Below are 19952 nucleotides of genomic sequence, written 5' to 3' on the forward strand. Positions count from 1 at the left end.
TATGTTAAGAAAAAAATGACCCAATCATATGTTGATTAGGTCATTTTCATTATTAATTTAATTTATATAAGTATAGCTCTTTATCTCCTAATTTATCTTTGTTAACGAATTCTTCATGTTTCTCTAATATTGATATTCTGTTTGGATTCCCATCAGAAACATATTTTCTCTCTGGATGTTTTTCATATTCTTCAAAAAACCACCCCATATCCTGAATATCCCCTTTTGAACCTCTAGCCCTAGCCACATTTAATGGATCAAATTTTATATGTAGTGGTGGGTAATAAGGCTGACTTGCCCCTTCTTTAAAAGCTACTGCGTAATTGTACTTGATATCATTGTATTCACCATTTAAAACTAGATTACGTAAGGCTTTTACTGGTCTATTTCCAAAGGTATATGCTAATGAATCAACTGTATAATCTGGTACGGCATTCTTGATGATCTGATCAACTACACCAATGTTTTTCATTATTTGTCTTGAATCTAATTTACTTAACATCTGCGTTTTATCATGAGAAGCTGTGTGATTTCCTACATCATATCCATGATCTACTAACCATTTGATTCTATCTTCAACAGTTCCTGCACCTTCAAATATCTTTTGACCATTTATATATAACCCAGCTTTGCTATCAAATCCAGGATGTTCCTTAGAAAATCTTTCCATTATTTCGATTGCAGTTCCTGGCTTAGGAACTAATTTTCCGTCCTCTTCAATTAATGAAAAAGTTGAACTGAGCCCATCATCAAAAGTAAATACAATAGGAGTATAACCTGCTTCAACGTTAACATTATTATCTATATAATCTCTAACAGATATTGGTCTATATTTATGGTCATACATATACTGTAATTGTTCAAGAAATTGTTCTTCTGTTACATGATAAGGTGGTAAATCTATGATACCATGATACATAATAACCATAATATGTCCTAACTCATTAGGTTTTACTGCTTGATAATCAATCTCTACTGTTTTTTTAACTTCTGTTTCTTCTTTTATGTCAACATTTTCTACATTATCTTCAACTTCATCTTTTTTATCTGTTTCTGACTCAATATCATTATCTTTTTCGTCATTATTATTTATCTCTGTATTATTTTCATCTGGATCCATCATCTTACACGATACACTCATTAATACTACCATCATCACTAACACAATTAATTTGGATATTTCAATTATTTTGCTTTGCTTCATCATTAAGCCTTTTCATCCTCTCCATTGTTTAAGCAGGTCGATACTTTAGTTCCCTTTGATTTTATAAGTTGAAAAGATTTAAATACTTGCTCATTCATAATAATTATTTAATTAAACTTATAAGCGTATCAAATTCTTATTTTGGAATCTTCATAATGCTATTTTAAAAATTATATAAAATAATTTTGCATAACCTTCATATTTTAGTCCTATCTTAAATAAAATATATTAATCGGACTATTTGTATAAGGAGGCAATTATGCGATCAACCAAAATTATAGTTCTACAACTAAAACAAATAATATACACTGTACTATTTGTAATAGTTGGAATATGTTTAATATTATTGCTTATCTTCATGTTCAATAATAAAAATGATACTAAAGCACCTGTAATGGCTACTTATGTTCCTGGAGTTTATACATCATCCATTGTAATTGAAAATCAACCAGTTAATGTTGAAGTTGTGGTTGATAAAAATCATATCAATTCAATTAATCTAACTAATCTAGACAGTGCTATAGCAACACTTAACCCTGCCCTAGTACCAACATTGAGTGACCTTGAAATTCAACTTGTCAATGATACCAGTTTTGAAAACCTAAGCATTAAAACAGATACTAAATATACTTCCTCATTACTTCTTGGCGCAATAGAAAAAGCCCTAGATAAGGCTAAGCCAGAAGACGTACATAATAACAAAAACAAATAATTATAATTGCCAATCAGTAAAGTATTTATCTGTTTCGTTATGTGCTACAGCAACTAAGTATTTATCAGCTATTTTAAATATATCTGTCTCATCTTTTAACTCTACTTTGATAGAATTAGGTCCAAACTTAATTCTATCATTTTTAATCTTTTTATCTTTTACTTTAATTAACCACGCTCTGAATCTACTTTCCCAATCATTAATCATAGATTCTTCTATTTCTTCATAGCCATACATCTCGGCTTTAATTTCTTCAACAAATTCTTCTAATTCTAATTTAATCATAACTAACCTCCGTAAATTTTTTTATAAGTTACATATAACTTTTAATGCCCTTTTCTTAACTTCTATATGCAGTGGATATTCTGGACCAGTTTCTCCATCAATATCTGACTCTTTAAACATATCTAGTCCTTCTACACATTCTATATCTATTTTATTATCTTGGAAAAATACTATATTTCTGTCTTGGAGGTGTTCTCCAATTAATATTTTACCAAATAAAACTGCAACTTCATTGATTGTACATGCTTTTATTCCGATAAAATCCATTTTACCATCATCAATCTGTGCATCTACACCTAATTTATTAAATCCACCTGCACTTTTCCCATTCAAAACCAAGAATAAATAAAAATAATCATCTAGAACTTGATTTTTATTAGTAATCTTATAACGGATTTTTCTAAATCTAGGTAATTGCTGCACACCCTTGATATAATATCCCAACTTTCCTAAAGTATTCTTCAATTCTAAATCCATATTTTGGGAAATATTAGTAAATAATCCTCCACAGCAAACATTAATAAAGTATCTATCATTCACTTTTCCAACATCTATATTTTTAACATTCATTTTAGCAAGGGCTTCAATACATTCTCCATATCTTGAAGGCATCTTAAGATGGGATGCAAAATCGTTGGCTGTTCCTGCTGGAATTACGCCTAAAGGTACATCAATATGATTTTTCATAATACAGTTTACTACTTGATTGACCGAACCATCCCCTCCCGCTACAATTATTGCACTACAATTACTTAGATCCTGGCTAGTCAAATAATCCGCCATATCATCTTTGTTTCTAGTTCTATGTATTCTAGTCTCATGGCCTACATCTTGAAAAATAGATATAAATAAATCTAAATAGGCTGGGAAATCTAGATTTCCAGACATTGGATTATATAATAATTGAACATATTTCATTGGGATACCTCAAATCTCCTCTATATTACTTATTGGAATAATACATCTTCAGATTTTTATTAGATACAGATTTCTATAAAAAATCTTATTACTTCTAAATTATAACCAACAAAACATAATCTTATTTACGCTTTAATTAATCATAGTAAAACTGTACCAATATCTTATTAATCATTATACACTACTGCTTATCTAACGCAACCTTTTTTTAGGGTAATTAATATATATTTAATTATAAATGCTATGGTCAATATATTACTATCCATGGTATAGAAGATATATTGCACTAATTATGAATATATAGCAAAACGTTTATATTAAATATAGTGTATATTAAGTATACAATTCAAAATGGATCCCACGTATTTATAAGATTATATTTAAAATTACTTACAATTGTGCAATGTATTATTAAAGTTACAATTATTATACAAAAAACATTATATATTGACATTATTTTATTAATATTTTACAATAAAACATATAATTATATATTAAGATATTATTACTCAATAGACCCAATATTTAATACACTTAAATCATAGTATCAAAACCAATAATGAGGAGGAGAATTATAATTAAAAAATTAATAAATTTAATGGTAGTAGTAATGATGTTAACAGCAATGATGGTATCAACAGTAACAGCAAAAACTTATGTAACGGTAACAGTAGAAGGTGAAACTGTGGATTTTCCAGATGCTCAACCATTTATTGATGCCAATAATAGAACTCTTGTTCCAATAAGATTCATCAGTGAAGCATTAGGTGGTCAAGTTAGCTGGGATAGTGACCTTCAACAAGCAACTATAACATACGATAAAAAAGTTATTAAATTAGTTATTAATAAGAAAGAAATAACTGTTGATGATGAAGTACAGGTCATGGACACACAAGCTATATTAAAAGATTCTAGAACTTATGTCCCTGTAAGATTCGTTAGTGAAGCAATGGGTGCTAATGTAGAATGGGATAGCACTAATTATATTGTTATTATAACTCTAAGGCATGATACCGTAGACTTGGAGGATATGACTAATGAGGAAATTATACAACAATTGAAAGAATATCCATATGTAGAGAATAGTTTTACTAATCGTATTGAAAATAATGAATGGATGATCAATCGATATGGAAAGGATAAGCTAAAAGAGTTTGTACAAATAGGAAAAAGTTATATGGAAACGTTTTATAATGTGGATTATAGAACTTATAATAAGGAAAACTATGTAGATAAATTAAAATGGTTTTTTTTAGAAAGTTCTAGTTGGGTAGCTGATGACCGAATAGATAGGGATAATGAAAAACATATAAATTATTGGGCTGATATGATAACAGAAAAGCAGATAGCTATGCATACAGAATTCATAACAGATGAAACTTGTATATATACCAATGGATATACCCTTATAAGAGGAAGAATGAATTATATAATTGAGAGTTGTAATGACATGAAGTGGTTAAAAAAATATACCAGATATGGAGATGTTGAACTTGGTAAAAATTATACTTGTGTGGTAGATGTTCAAATAATTACTAAGGCAAAAAAGCCTGATGAAAAATGGGAGACAGCTGAAAGGCTTCTTTCTGATGAACGTCTTATAACACCAATTAAGGAAGTGCAGTAGATTGAAAAAGATAATGATTAATTAATATAACTAATATGGTAAATTAATTTAAGTCATAACACCAAAACAATAATGAGGAGGAGAATTATAATGAAAAAAGTAGTAAATTTAATGGTAGTAGTAGTAATTATGCTAACAGCAATGATGGTATCACCAGTAACAGCAGAAACTTATGTAACGGTGACAGTAGAAGGTGAAACTGTGGATTTTCCAGATGCTCAACCATTTATAGATGCTAACAATAGAACTCTTGTTCCAATAAGATTCATCAGTGAAGCATTAGGTGGTCAAGTTAGCTGGGATGGTGACCTTCAACAAGCAACTATAACATACGATAAAAAAGTTATTAAATTAGTTATTGATAAAAAAGAAATAACCGTTGATGATAAAGCACAGGTCATGGACACACAAGCTATATTAAAAGATTCTAGAACTTATGTTCCTGTAAGATTTGTTAGTGAGGCAATGGGTGCCATTGTAGAGTGGGATAGCACTAATTATATAGTTACTATAACTCTAAAGCGTGATACCGTAGATTTGAAAGAAATGGCTAATGAGGAAATCATACAACAATTACAGGAGTATCCATATTTAGAAAACGATTATACAAAACGTATTGAAAACCATGAGTGGCTGGTCAATCGTTATGATGAGAATAAGGTAAAGGAATTTGTTGAAATTGGAAAAAACTATATGGAAACTTTCTATAATGTGGATTATAGAACTTATAATAAAACAGAATACGTTGAAAAATTAAAATGGTTCTTTTTAGAAAATTCTTCTTGGACCGCTGATGACCGTATAAAAAGGGATAATGAAGAACATATAAATTACTGGGCTGATATGATAACAAAAAAACAGATATCTATGCATACAGAATTCATAACAGATGAAACTTGCATATATACTAATGGAGATATCATGATAAGAGGAAGAATGAATTATATAATTGAAAGTTGTAATGATATGGAGTGGTTAAAAAATTATACTAGATATGGAAATGTTGAACTTGGAAAGAAATATACTTGTGTAGTAGATGTCGAATTAGCGAATTTTGCAGGACACTCTGAGGAGAAATGGAAAACAGCAGAAAGACTTGTTACAGATGAACACTTCATAACACCAATTAAGGAAGTGAAGTAGATTGAAAAAGCTAATTAGTATATCATTAATATTCGTAGTCGCATTAAATATATTATTTATAAATAGTCATGCAGATGACGATGAATTACGATTTGATGAATTCTGCAATTTAATATTTATAACAGAAGGTGTAAAAGCAACCACAGGTATCAGATACTCAACTATTGGTTGGCAGATGTTTAACGAAGATAGAACACAATCTGTTGTTATTAAATTAGATTCCGACAATAAAATAAGTAAGAATATAGACGATAAAACAATAAGAACAAAATTTACTATACCTTATGATACTATTACTACAAGATTAAAACAAGAAGAGGGAAATAATCCAGGTTGGGCAGATAAATTATTAACAGAAGGTGGGATTGTATATCTAGACCCCGTATATACAATTAAAATTGTTAAAGGAACTTATGAGAATTATCTAGGACATCTTAATAATCAAGGAGAAAAACAAAACGCACAAGACGAAGTCTATTATTCATTAGATGGAAAACCCACTCTAGTTAATGGTAGAGAATATAAAAATAAAGAAGTAGGGATTATGTATGCTAGAGGCTGGATTCACCCTAATGATTTTGATGATGACTATGGTATAAGACGTGAATTTCCCCCATTTAACTCAAAAGTAATCATCAGTCATATGACTAAAGATACTTTTGGAAATAATACTATGATGCCCAATGAAGAAAAGAAAGAAGTTTTTTTAAGTTATGGGATGTCAGAAACTTATACCAAAAAAGTATTTCCTGGATATAAATACCATTCATGTACTATTCAAAAGGATAATGGTACTATTGAAACAATAACAGATGATTTCAAAACATTAATAGGTGCAAACAAACGTAAAGATGATGATTATTTTAAACCTATAGAAGATTATTTTAAAGAAGCAAATATAATCTTCTACTACGTCCCCGTCCAAGCAACAGGGACTCACCAATTAAAAGCTGAACCAGATAGTCAGCAGGTTGAAGGCGAAAAAATTGGGCAAATGGCGAATATCACTATCGACCTTACCCAAGGTGCAAAAAGTTTAGAAGACTGGAAAGTTTTTGTTGGAAACAGCAACGTAGAGCTCACTGTAAACTTAAAAAGAGATAAAAGCGGAGCTATTATACAGCCTCAAGCAAATTATACCTATGATATTAGTGCTACACAATTACTTAACTACCTTAGTGGCGAAAAACTATATTATACTGACGACCTTACCCAATATCCAATAGCAGGTGGAGAAACCATAGAGTTTGAATATGATGCAGATATAACTGTAAAAGTACGTGACAAAACAATTCCTCTTAGTGGATCTGCAGATGTAGCATCATTCTATAGGAAACCCGAAACAGATGGGTACGTGTCTACACCAAGTTATTGGTCAGAAATCAAACAAGGTGATGTCTATCATGAACAATTTGAAGCTATGGCGGGAACACCTACAACACGAAACCTCTACTTTGCATCAGGAGGATCAGAATTCATAGTTGATATTGAAGTTGAATATGTACCTAATGGAACAGCAACGAGAAGGTATTTATCAAAATATAATGAAGTTTGGTGTGAAAATAGAGATAAGCATATAGGTCCTCTACATACAAGTGGTATGTCCTCTAAGTCAGGAGGATGGTCCAAATCCAATCCTGGAGCTCCTACACCAAGAACCATAACGGGATACGATGGAACAGTACATGCAGAAAGTACCAGTGTTACACCTAAAAAAGTTGTAACCAGAAAAGCTACCGATACACAACCAGAAGAATCCCATACCGAATATCAGCAAGTGTGGTCTGGACTCTCAAGACATACAGGCTGTGGTCCATGTTGTAATCATAGAGTTGGCGGCTATAGTGATACATGGAGCCAAAATATAACATTTGATTATCTAAAAATAAAAAAGGTAAACGTATGGGAAATCAAACAGTCAAAAGTAGATGGTATGAGAGAAATTATCGGCACAGATAAAGTAACAGCTACAGTTAGGAAAGGTAATCCAAACATATTCTGGAATATAGCAAGTAGTGATACAAGTAGAAATCATCGCTTAAGATACTCTCTTGAGACAGATCAACATGATTTTGTAACGTGGAATGAAGGAGATTCAGATAATAAATGTGGTAATAGTAAAGGCTCTGGACCTGTTAATGAGCAAAAACAATTTGATTATAGAAGAAATCTAACAAACAACGCCATTGCTATTTCAGACTTTCTAATACTACAAACATCATCAGGAGATCAGTCTGTCATATACTTTCAGTCAGATCCTTCACCTACAATAAAAACAACAGAATCACTAGAAGTACCTAAGACAAGTAAAGAAGAAATGTGGGATAATAATCCCCTATCAGCTGCTAAGTGGAGTGAAGATCATATAAATATTGGTTCTTATAATGGAAAATATTATCAACCAAATGAAAAATATAAAGGAAGAGGTAATCGCACAAGAGTATCAACTATATTTGATAGTAAATCATTTGGTAAAAGCAGACCATCAAGACCCTCAACTGAATTACGATTAATCAATACGTCACTTGATATAATGGATGAAATACCTAATGGAGAATATATAACAGGACATTCAAGCATCTTTTATGAACTAAGATTATCACGTGGTAGTGGAAGTACAGCATATAGTAAATCAAGAAATAGCGAATATGGTATGAATGGACAGAAATTCAAAACAACTTATTCTGATAATCATACCAAAGTTAACGATATTGTAATACACAATCCAGTATCAGCAGAAAATGCCATAGTCATACCACTCCCCAAATCAAGAGATCAAAGAACACCATCAACCAAAAATATTGGGGGTAATTGTCAGGATGATCTAGAAGAAGTAGAATGGGTTTTAGATTGTAAATATACAGGTGGACATGAACATACACCCAGTTGTTATACAACAAAAAGAGTAGTTAACCCTAATTATATACAACCCCAAGAGGCTACCACATATACTTATGACCATACTGGAAGACAGCAGACTTTTACTGCACCTTGTGATGGTATCTATAAACTTGAAACATGGGGCGCAGCAGGAGGTACAAGCTATAGCGATGATAGAGGATATGGTGGTAAAGGCGGCTATTCCTATGGAGAGAAATATCTAAAAAAAGGAGACATGTTGTATCTATATGTAGGAGGAAAAGGTTCTGATGGCTATCCAAGAGATGGTTATGCATATGGAGGATATAATGGTGGTGGTAGAGGCTCCCAATATGGTCGTTCAGATGAATGTGGTTCTGGAGGAGGTGGAGCTACAGATATAAGAACTAGTACCTCCCTATCTTCAAGAATTATTGTCGCAGGCGGCGGTGGCGGTGCTGGAGAAGATAGAGAAGAAGGCGGACATGGTGGAGGTCTATCGGGAACCTCTGGTGGTTCTAATAATTCACCAGGAACGCAAACATCAGGTTATCAAATAGGTAGAGGTCAAAACTGTTCATCGTCAGATAGCGGCGGCGGCGGTGGTGGCGGTTATTATGGCGGTCGCACGGGTACAGAACAATCAGGAGCTGGTGGTTCAGGATATATTGGTGGTGTATCCAATGGTACCACATCATCAGGAATTAATAGTGGTCACGGTAAGATAAAAATAACTACTCCTGAGATTATTTCATCAGAACCTGAGTATATAACAGTAAAAACATTGAATTGCACAGAACCCCACCATGAAGGAGGACATTATCCCGAATGCTACAAAGAAATAAGTGATACAATATCTGCTGATAAGCCAGTAATCATTTACGATGAAGGGTTAGGTCAAAATGAAAATGTTAGCCCTGGTAATTTCATTAACTTGGACTACCCCTTCCAAATATACTTTCCAAGTACAGGAGACTTCTATGGTAATGGTCAATTAGGAATTGGTAAAACGACTAAAACAAGAGGTAAAGGGTTTGTTAATGATATGGATACAAGCGAATGGATTGCAAAAAAAAGTGTAACCTTCGGATTCAATGTCATCTATAACGGTAAGATGTATGAAAAATGGGAAGAGATATCATTACCAGTAAGCGGTAGTAAGTATAATTTTTATTGTCCTCTTGCTAATAATGAAGAAATAAGTTCACTAGTCACATTTAAGGTATTAGCTAATAATGGAGATATAGATAATAATAAATTTCCAACTAATAAAGTAAGATATTACAATAAAGGTGCTTTACACAGTGCACTTAGAAAATATAATATTGACGTTGTAGGAAGAATCGGCAATCTTGTCATAGAAGATACACAAGACTTCAGATATTCTAACCTATTCAAAGAACCACTATCTAGTTGGTATACAGATGCTGATTGGTATGTTAATCAAGTAATTAAAAAAGTAGATATAAGGAAACAAAATAATATAGTAGGAAGTTATATGGATATAAGAGGCGATAAAGCAGATGATAGTAATCATTTTCTTAATACTTATGGGTTACTTGAACATCTTAATAAACCTAATGAGTACTTATGGAGACAGCACAATAAGCCCAATGCAAGTTGGTCACTTATCTACTTCCCTCTTTCACCTAGCGATAATAATATAGATTTGTTAAAAGATAAACCAATCACAATAGGTTATAAATTATTAGCAGATGTACAAACAATAGGCAACTATTATACAGATGTTCAGATAATGCCATACTATTACTATTTGGATACGACAAAGAATCCCTCTGACCCAGATTATATTACACCTCTTGATATCTATATTAATGTAAGTGGCGCGTACAAACCCTTTAATATATTTGATGCAGCTAGATCAGGAGCAGATACAAGTATGCTATATCCCTATAAGTATGTTTATAATTGGGACGAAGAAAAAATCAGAAGAAATTATTCACAAGCGGAAGTAGAGTTAACAAAACGGGTAGCTGCTAAATATGGCTATACAGATAGTAGTGGTAATACAAAACCTCTAATAACTCCATCAGCAATTAGCAATCAATTAGGAAATGGACAAATCCTTTTTCTAAAAGGCAGAAACAGAACATTCATTGGAACTGATCAAACAAAAGGAATGGATAAAAATCCAGGAAGAACGGTATCATCATTATTTTATGGACTACAAGCTCAACGATGGCATTTTACACTTGGATTACCATCATCTGCAGTAGTAGTAAAACATGGTGAGATGTTAAAGAATGATAATATCAAAAAGTTGCAGTCTAAAAATGGTTTAATCCTCATGGCAGCAGATATAAAATCAGTGGGTAATGTCTATACATTACAATATGAGCATACAAACAATACAATAAAGATAGGAAAAGCAGGAACAAGTAATTATCGCGAGTACCCAATACCATCGTCAGATATACCTTATTCGGTGATTAATGCATATTCAGCATCCAAATCATCACGAGCCGACCTAGACATATCGGGTACGCATTAAAGATAACATAGGATAACTTAAGAAAATACGTTAATATATTAATGGGTAAGTTTTATTTTATAATAATTCATATAAAACTTACCTATTTTATAGATTCACATTTTAAATATTAAATGTATCTTGTTCTATTTCATCAAAAACTGTAATACTGTTATTATATAACTGTAAAATAAGGAGTTTATATGAAAGTATTATTTTTTGAAAAAGATGACCGATTTGTTTTTGGCCTTCCACTTGGATTTCGTGACGCAGGTCATAAAATTTTAGTTTCTGGACCGATAAATGAAGAAAAAGTATATAGACTTATTAATAAATTCCAACCTGATTTAATTATTCTTATGGGATGGACGAAAGAACACACTGACTCCAATCTAAAACTTATAGGAGTAACTTGTGATAGATATAAAATTCCTCTTGTATATTGGGCTACTGAAGATCCTACATTCATTAATGAATTCTCAATTCCTTTAATTAAAAAAACTAACCCCAAATATATATTTACCATTTCACCTTCTTGTATTCCTATATATGAATCTCTTGGAATTGGTGCTACTCATTTACCTTTTGCATATCAACCAAGTATTCATCAACCTGTTAAATGCGAAGAATGGTGCAAAAAAAATATAGCTGTTGTCGCTAATGCTTATCCAAATGTTCTCTCTTGGGATGAAAATCATTATAGACACCACTCCCTAAATATACTTATAAAACCTCTTCTCAACAATGATATTCCAGTTGATTTTTGGGGGAAATATTGGGATAAAATGGAACCTTATCTGGGTACAACAATAAATACCAACAATATCCATGGTTACCTAAATTATCTACAAGCTAATAATGTTTACAGATGCTCTAATATTATAATAGGCCTCCAAAATTATCCTGATGAATCAATAACAATGCGAACCTATGAGATTCTAGGTTCTAGAGGATTTTTAATCACATCTCATAACAGTAGATTATGTGAACTATTTACTCCTAATAAAGATTTGATAGTATCTTCTTGCGAAAAAGAAACATTAGAATATGTCGAATTCTATTCAAGGCATCCAGAACTTAGAGAGAAAATAAAAGACAACGGAAATAAATCTGTTAAAGAACATACTTATAAAGATAGGGCTAAAAAAATTATTGACACGTTACGAAAAGAAGGTATCTTATAATAAACTTATTCATTAATCAGTACTATAGAATCCATTTAGGGTAGGTGAAATTACGGACTGCCTATAGCAGCCCTATTACCCTATTTAGTCATTTTTTATAATAGTCCCTGTACCAGTTTACAAAATTGGTTATACCCTCTTCTATATCAGTAATAGGTTTAAATTTTATATCTTGTTCTAAATCACTAATGTCTGCATATGTTTTAGGTACATCTCCTGGTTGCATTGGAAGATAATTTTTAATTGCACTCTTGCCTAATTTATTTTCTAATACTGATATAAAATACTCTAATTCTATTGGATTGTTATTTCCAATATTATATATTTTATATGGAGCGAAACTTCTACTACACTCACTAGTTATGTCATTCCAACAATCATCTGCTTTTGGAATATACTCTATTAACCTTACAATGCCTTCTACAATATCATCTACATAAGTAAAATCTCTTACCATTTTCCCATAATTAAAAACATTTATTGGCTTTTCATTAAGAATATCATCTGTAAATAAAAACAAAGCCATGTCAGGTCTTCCCCATGGTCCATATACCGTAAAAAATCTTAATCCAGTTGTAGGTAAATTATATAGATAACTATAAGTATGTGCCATTAATTCATTAGCTTTTTTTGTAGCTGCATAGAGGCTTACTGGATGATCTACATTATGATTAGTTGAAAAAGGGATTTGTTTATTCCCTCCATATACAGAACTAGATGAAGCATATATCAAGTGTCTGATATCATGATTTTTACACGCTTCTAATATACTTAAAAATCCTACGATGTTAGAATCTATATATGCTTTTGGATTTTCGAGACTATATCTAACACCTGCTTGAGCCGCCAAATTGACCACATATTGAATATTATTGTCTATAAAAATATTATCTATTTCTTTATTATCCTCTAATGATACTTTATAAAACTTAAAATTATTATATTTTTCTAGTATATCAAGTCTTGACCATTTTAAATTGATATCATAATAATTATTGATATTATCAATACCAATTACTTGTATGTTTTTCCTTAATAGGTATTTAGCCAAATGAAATCCTATAAAACCTGCACAACCTGTAACTAATATTTTCTCATTGGGTAATTTAAATTTTTCACTATTCAAATCTAGCTCCCCTTACTTATAATTGCTTTATAATATCTCATTAGGCATATATCCTAGTTTCTTAAAAAACTCTACGTTTTGTAATATGCTTTTTTCATAAGGGTTGAAGCTTTTAGCTATCTCATTATATTTAAAAGCTTTTTTTACATTACCTTGTTGATAATAACATACACATAATTGTACATATGGTTTCCAAGTCCATGAATCCTTATCTATCGTAAACTCATTATTTCTAGGTGCTTCTAGATTAGTTGCTAATTCATACCAGAATATGGCCTCTTTGTAATTCTTTTCTTTTAAGTATGTAATCCCAATGAAACAGCATTCTTCAGCTCTAGGTAATGTATATTTAAATGTTAAATAACAGTACATCCTGCTTTCATCATACATCTGTTTATAATAGTAACATAAATATATTTTCCTATATGCTTCAATTATCTTTTCCTTGTTTTCGTCATATTCTTTAGTAAATTCTATAAAACTGTTTATTGCTTCGTCATACAATCTATTATTAAATAACCTCATAGCATAATCGTACATTTCTTCCATTTTTGATCTATTACCCTCCTTAATATTACTATCATTTTTTATATAATTTCTTATCTCTTCAGCCTTAGACATTATATCTACAATAAACTCTTCATACACTACCCCATCACCTAATATATTTATATGGTTAATAATTCCTCCTGTTTTTTTTCTGTTTTTTTGTTTACATAAAACTAATAAATACAAAAAATATATATCCGAATATTTTTCTTTTCTATTTAATTCATTATTTATTAATTTCATTGCTTCGTCACATTCATCTATTTTTAATAAACAGTATATTAGCCATTTACTATATATCTGATTATCTTTTTCCTGTAATTTATTTCTAAGGTATTTAATAACTTTATTATATTTTCCTGTATGTAATGTACTATATAATATTCTAATATCTTTATCTTCTATTAATTCAATCTCACTATTTACCTTAGTATAACAATATTCCCTTTCAGTACTATTACTGTTCTTATATGCGGCTAATTCCCATCTAGCTACTTTAAATTCACTAGTTACCTCATATTCAAAAGGTACATATATTTTATCTTTTTTAGTAGTTTTTAATATTTGGGTAAACTTTAAGTATTCATCTTTACTAACAAAATTTTTTTCTTTTACTTTTATAATCCAATTTTCTATACTATTTATATTTTCAACTTCATACATGTTAATAGAATTATACTGATCATTTAATTCATTGGTAATTATGTTCCAGTTGAATTTTTTTGCAGTCTTTAGTCCATTTTCTATTAATATCTTTTTCAGTGAATCATTATTTGTTAATTCTATAATTTTTTGCGCCATTGCATATGAGTCCTTCACTGTTGTAACTAAAGCATTATTATTATTAACTACATAATCTCTAACACCTATACTATCCGTGGTTATTACTGGACATCCACAAGCCATTGCTTCTAATACTGGTAATGAAAATGATTCATAGTGAGAACCGCTAATGAACATATCTGCATTTTGATATAATCTTGCAATTTGTTTTTGACTGGGTGATATGAAAACTTTTGTTATAATATCTTTATTATATGTCACTGGAATCACTGGAGTTATCCAATATACTTTTATATCTGGTATAGTTTTTTTTACAATCCTACAAGCAGTTACTATATCCTCTATTCCTTTGAATTTAAGTTTATCTGATCCCATTATCAATATATATTTTTCTGTTTGTTCATTTTTATCAGTCTGTTCTGTGGTCTTTTTTTGGAATATATTATTATCTATAGCATTATAGATTATATGAGAATCTTGATTAAAATTATTTTTAATCAGCTTAGCTGCTTCATCCGAAACTGTTATTATGCCATTGGCTAAAGAAAACTGTATCTTAATGAATTCTTGATATTTTTCAATCAGCCTATTAAAATGAAAAAGATGATAATCCCCTTGCTCAAAATATATTACAGGGGCTAATTGGGTTTTAACGCAATCTCCAATATGAGTATAATATGTTGCTATTATCAAATCACAATATGGTATATACATAGATAATTTAGTAGTGAATGGTACTTGAATATAGTCACACTCAATATTGAACCATAATGGTTTGGGAAAATAGGCTACTATTGTTACTTTATTACCTTTTTTCATCAATCTATTTGCATGTTCAAAAATAATCTTCGCAGCTCCACATATTGTAGTATTACTCACTACATATACTATGTGATAAGATTTTTCAACTATCTTTTTTCTTACTAATGATTTTTTAGTAGTATCTTCCATATTTTTTATACGATCATCAACATTCTCTTTTAATATTTCATTTATCATAAATATCTCCTAAAATTATTTATATCCTAGTTCTTTAAAGAACTTTTCATTATATTTTATGCTTTCATTATTACTGTTATATCTAGCAGCTATTTTATTATGTTCATATGATTTCTCATTTTCTCCTAATTTGTAATAGCAAACACATAACTGTAAATGTGGTAACCATGTATAAGTACCTTCATTGATAAATCCCCAATCATTTGATGGTTGTTCTAGTTTAGTAGCAAGTTCATACCAAAAAACAGCTTTAGATATCTCGTTTTGATCCAAGTAGGATAAACCCAATCTACAGCAAGCTTCTCCACGTGGCAAATCATATTCAAAAGTCTTAAAACAATATTTTCTACCCTCATTATATTTTTTTACGCCGAAATAATAATCAGCTATTTTACCACAAGCTACAATATTATCTTCTTTCCAGCCATTATTATCATCTAAATACTCATTAAAAACTTTAATACCTTCTTCATACATTTTATTATCAAATAGTTCTTTACCATAATAATATTTCTCTCTATAATTTAATTTATATCCCTCTTCTATTTTCTGTTTATATATATTGATATTTCTTGTTCCAGCATTATGAACTCTCTTGTGAGTTATACAAATATCTGTACTAGATACTTTACCTTTTACATCAATATACTCATGAACAAATCCATGCCACTTGTATTTTCTTTTTCTTCTAACTAATCTATTCCTTCTAAATCTTAAAATCACATTGCCTATATCATCAAATGCATAATTATAGAACATTGAATAGGCATCTATTTTCTTATTTATATTTTTCTTCATTTTTTCAAATTTTAGTATATCTTCTTCTAATAAAACATCATCTGCATCTAACCACAAAATATAATCACATGTTGCTTTTGAAAAACTGTAATTTCTTGCTGTAGCAAAATCATTTATCCATTTAAAATCATATATTTTTGCTTTATATTTTTTTGCAACTTCTTTTGTCTTATCTGTAGAACCAGTATCAACTATAATTATTTCATCTACTAGATTCTCAACTGATGAGAGACAGTTACCTAATACATCCTCTTCATTCTTAACTATCATGCATAAACTTATCGTGTACAATTCTATACCTCCGAATGGTATCTTTCATAATCATTATATGCATATTGATTTATTTAGCTACGGTCATTTGAATTCATATTAATAAAGATATCTATTAATACTAGGCTTTAAACATTAGAATGGGCTGTCGGATTTAATATTATCCAACAGCCCATTTGACTATATAATCTAATGAAAATATCCTAATAAATCAAATTTTCTTGGCCAGTGGTCAGTACTAATAGATGCACTGTACACATCTGAATTATTTTCCATATATACTAATGATGTATCATCCCATGACTGTTTTATATCATAATCTCTAAGAGGTCTGTTATCTGAATAATATAGCCCTTTTATTGGTCTATCTCCTATATAATGATCAGCAAAAGTATAGAACAATTGTGAAGAATTATTAATTGATACAAATATACCATTTTGCAAACGATTAATATCGAAAATTTCATTATAAGGAATTACTAAGTTACTAAGAAATACTTTTGGAAAATGACCTTCATTTATATTTTCAGCAATTGCAAATAGCTGATTTTTATCAGTCACATCTTCAGGAGCCTCCTTATGATCTGGAACAAATACAAGGTCCGCATCTTCAGAAAAATACCCTAAAACCTCAATAAATATTCTTGGAGTTGATGAACTAGTAGTCTTATAATCTGAAATGACTGTAGAAATATCCAAGTAAGCAGGACTAGATGGATTAGCTGGAATAAATAGTAGATTATCTTTTCTCATAGAATTAGTAAAAGATACTCTATAATCATCAGCTAAATCATTTGAAACACTCCAATCAGAATCTCTATTAGTATTATGCCAATCTTTTTCTGTTAATCTAGAATCTGAAGCTCCCAAATTAGTTGTAACCTCATTTATAGTAATACTTACTTTATCAGAACTAATTTTATCATTTATTACATTGACTATATAACCTTTTGCGTCGTTAATACCTGTAAAAAACTTTCTATTAGTATCAGAAATACCATTAATAACCGTATTTGTTCTAGAGGTACTACCATATGTTTTAGTTGTAGTATTATATTTATATCCTTCATTCTGCTGATCGGTAAAGTAACCTAATAGTTCTACGTCAATCCATGCATCCGTTTCTTGGTAATCTAAATTTCTAACACCGTTTTGTATATCCCAACTTGTTCTAAGATTAGAGCCCATCACTGGAACTATTAGTGTTTTTGATATGACAGGAGAATTTTTAGCTCCCTTTAAATATGTAATATCTTTATTGTAATCATTAAAACCAGTAATACTAATAGAACTTATACCATCACCATGTTGTCTTGCATGACTGGTAGCAGGATAATAATCATTTTTTATCATATCGTATATTTGCTCACGTCCAGGTATTGATGGAATGTCATTTATACTAATGCTCTCACCTGCTGGCCATACATCTCCTTGCTGCTGACCATGTTCATATGCGTGGAATTTTATTGTAGAATACGCAATAAATGAATAATCTCCCAGATAATCATTACCCACACCTAATTGTGAAATATCCGCTGCAAGATTTTCATTACCACGTTTATATACTACTTTGCCATTGCTAGAATCTCGTAACCATAGATGGTAAATTGCATTTTGTTCATTAGAACCTACATAAGCCACTCTTAACGAAGTTACTTTATCCTCAGCATTATAATCTTTTAGATTATATTCTCTATTTCCATTAATATTATCAAATGTCCAAGCATTATTATCATTATGTTCCGTAAAATTGAAATCACCATGCTCATATAGCTGTACTACAAATCCTCTGTCTCCAATAATCTCTACTTTACTAATACTATCATTAGGTATGTTTTTTTTGGAAACATCCTTAAGTTCATATAATTCTCCAGTTCCTTCTAAGATATGTATATTACCAGTATTATCTGTAAGTTTTAGCTTCCATGAAGGGATATGTATATCTGCTGTGCCTAATTCGGCAGTAACATTTCCTAAAGTAACAGAATCCTTTGGTGCACTCCATCTATTAGAAGTTACCTGTACAGCAATAGCTCTAGCATTAGGATAGTTACTTAAATCAATATCACTATTACCATTTGATAAATTCTTAGTTTCTTGCTTTCCCATTAATAATACAGGATTTGATAAAGGGACATATCCAAAACCATCTTTTTCTGGAGTAATAAATTTTTCTATTATATTTCCCGATTTAGTTGTTACTGTGATTTTACTTCTATAAGATGCATCTGCGATACTTGAAAAAGCTGTTTCATTAACATATAAGTTAATATTTGGATTATAATTAAGAGTAACCGTCTGTTCAGTATCATTGATACTTACAGTAACAGCTACATTAGAAATTTTATCATTACCTCTTGCTACATTAACACCAACATTTTTATAATCATCAGAATATGCGAACCATTTTATTTCAGGAGTTTCTCTCTCAATAGGTTCATAGAGTATAATGTGGTCATTATGGTTAATCTCTACGTCGTAGTATTTTTTTTCGTTATAATCTAAACTGCTAATTCGTGTTTTTAGTTCATCATTGTATGATATATTCCAATCATTAATATTCTGATTTTCAAGATATAGATTTCCTTCTGACCTTATCTCTGCATCCATAGTAAGCTGTAATGCACGTTTTAATGTCATATGTGGATTATAACTACTATGCTTTGCAATTACTTGATATGTCTTAGCCGTATAAGTATCCCCATTGTCTTTAGTACGTCTGATTTCTATATCAGCAGTTCTTCCTTTGATATCATCCTGATAATAACTAAAGATATTAGAGGTAAACGTAGTTTTTCCTGGGATATCAGCTAGAACCTCAACCATCTTTATTTTAAGCTTTCTATTATCTAATACTTTATTTAATTGTGTTAGTGATAATGATAAAGTATCACTTTTAGTGATTCTATCAACAGTTATTTGCTTACTTTGACCTGGTGCTAAATAATCTATAGCTTGTTGAGCTTCAAACGGAGTATAAGTTACTACATTTTCATCACCTGCA

General features: G+C 30.4%; 12 protein-coding genes. 5 read left to right on the plus strand and 7 right to left on the minus strand.

Features of this window, described 5'->3' with window-relative positions:
• Window positions 1-52: 52 nt before the first annotated feature.
• The gene (locus ACX6CF_RS20270) at window positions 53-1207 is read right to left on the minus strand and encodes a polysaccharide deacetylase family protein (RefSeq protein WP_458787191.1); all 1155 of its coding nucleotides are present in this window, start codon (window positions 1205-1207) and stop codon (window positions 53-55) included.
• Window positions 1208-1463: 256 nt separating this feature from the next.
• Between ACX6CF_RS20270 and ACX6CF_RS20275 the strand changes: the two genes are divergently transcribed.
• Window positions 1464-1916, plus strand: a complete 453-nt coding sequence (locus ACX6CF_RS20275; protein ID WP_458787192.1) for a hypothetical protein — start codon at window positions 1464-1466, stop codon at window positions 1914-1916.
• On the opposite strand, the gene ACX6CF_RS20280 is transcribed toward ACX6CF_RS20275, so the two are convergent.
• Together ACX6CF_RS20280 and ACX6CF_RS20285 are read right to left on the minus strand one after the other, a co-directional pair.
• Complete coding sequence (locus tag ACX6CF_RS20280; protein WP_458787193.1) at window positions 1917-2201, minus strand: hypothetical protein; 285 nt, start codon at window positions 2199-2201, stop codon at window positions 1917-1919.
• A gap of 21 nt (window positions 2202-2222) precedes the next feature.
• On the minus strand, window positions 2223-3119 hold the full coding sequence (locus ACX6CF_RS20285) for a YegS/Rv2252/BmrU family lipid kinase (RefSeq protein ID WP_458787194.1): 897 nt from the start codon (window positions 3117-3119) through the stop codon (window positions 2223-2225).
• Window positions 3120-3732: 613 nt separating this feature from the next.
• On the opposite strand from ACX6CF_RS20285, the gene ACX6CF_RS20290 reads away from it, so the two are divergent.
• From ACX6CF_RS20290 to ACX6CF_RS20305, 4 genes are all read left to right on the plus strand, one after another.
• On the plus strand, window positions 3733-4746 hold the full coding sequence (locus ACX6CF_RS20290; protein ID WP_458787195.1) for a copper amine oxidase N-terminal domain-containing protein: 1014 nt from the start codon (window positions 3733-3735) through the stop codon (window positions 4744-4746).
• A 90-nt stretch (window positions 4747-4836) separates the two neighbouring features.
• A complete protein-coding gene (locus ACX6CF_RS20295) occupies window positions 4837-5889 on the plus strand; it encodes a copper amine oxidase N-terminal domain-containing protein (RefSeq protein ID WP_458787196.1) in 1053 nt (350 codons plus the stop codon).
• A 1-nt stretch (window position 5890) separates the two neighbouring features.
• Complete coding sequence (locus tag ACX6CF_RS20300; RefSeq protein WP_458787197.1) at window positions 5891-11260, plus strand: glycine rich domain-containing protein; 5370 nt, start codon at window positions 5891-5893, stop codon at window positions 11258-11260.
• 182 nt (window positions 11261-11442) lie between these two features.
• Window positions 11443-12423, plus strand: coding sequence for a CgeB family protein (locus tag ACX6CF_RS20305; RefSeq protein ID WP_458787198.1), 981 nt, complete (start codon window positions 11443-11445; stop codon window positions 12421-12423).
• 88 nt (window positions 12424-12511) lie between these two features.
• Here the strand turns inward: ACX6CF_RS20305 and ACX6CF_RS20310 are convergent, their stop codons facing one another.
• The 4 genes from ACX6CF_RS20310 to ACX6CF_RS20325 all read right to left on the minus strand — a co-directional run.
• Window positions 12512-13549 (minus strand): NAD-dependent epimerase, encoded by a 1038-nt coding sequence (locus tag ACX6CF_RS20310; RefSeq protein ID WP_458787199.1) that lies wholly within the window; start codon window positions 13547-13549, stop codon window positions 12512-12514.
• A gap of 27 nt (window positions 13550-13576) precedes the next feature.
• The gene (locus tag ACX6CF_RS20315) at window positions 13577-15880 is read right to left on the minus strand and encodes a glycosyltransferase (protein ID WP_458787200.1); all 2304 of its coding nucleotides are present in this window, start codon (window positions 15878-15880) and stop codon (window positions 13577-13579) included.
• A 15-nt stretch (window positions 15881-15895) separates the two neighbouring features.
• Entirely contained in the window at window positions 15896-16969 is a 1074-nt protein-coding gene (locus ACX6CF_RS20320) for a glycosyltransferase (RefSeq protein WP_458787201.1), read from the minus strand.
• A 168-nt stretch (window positions 16970-17137) separates the two neighbouring features.
• Window positions 17138-19952 (minus strand): hypothetical protein (locus ACX6CF_RS20325; protein WP_458787202.1); only part of this gene is annotated, 2815 nt, incomplete at its 5' end.

The organism is Vallitalea sediminicola (assembly GCF_054408565.1).

Coding starts and splice junctions, on each gene's coding strand:
- ACX6CF_RS20270 (WP_458787191.1), bottom strand. CDS start 1,207: ATGATGAAGCAAAGCAAAATAATTGAAATATCCAAATTAATTGTGTTA.
- ACX6CF_RS20275 (WP_458787192.1), top strand. CDS start 1,464: ATGCGATCAACCAAAATTATAGTTCTACAACTAAAACAAATAATATAC.
- ACX6CF_RS20280 (WP_458787193.1), bottom strand. CDS start 2,201: ATGATTAAATTAGAATTAGAAGAATTTGTTGAAGAAATTAAAGCCGAG.
- ACX6CF_RS20285 (WP_458787194.1), bottom strand. CDS start 3,119: ATGAAATATGTTCAATTATTATATAATCCAATGTCTGGAAATCTAGAT.
- ACX6CF_RS20290 (WP_458787195.1), top strand. CDS start 3,733: ATGTTAACAGCAATGATGGTATCAACAGTAACAGCAAAAACTTATGTA.
- ACX6CF_RS20295 (WP_458787196.1), top strand. CDS start 4,837: ATGAAAAAAGTAGTAAATTTAATGGTAGTAGTAGTAATTATGCTAACA.
- ACX6CF_RS20305 (WP_458787198.1), top strand. CDS start 11,443: ATGAAAGTATTATTTTTTGAAAAAGATGACCGATTTGTTTTTGGCCTT.
- ACX6CF_RS20315 (WP_458787200.1), bottom strand. CDS start 15,880: ATGATAAATGAAATATTAAAAGAGAATGTTGATGATCGTATAAAAAAT.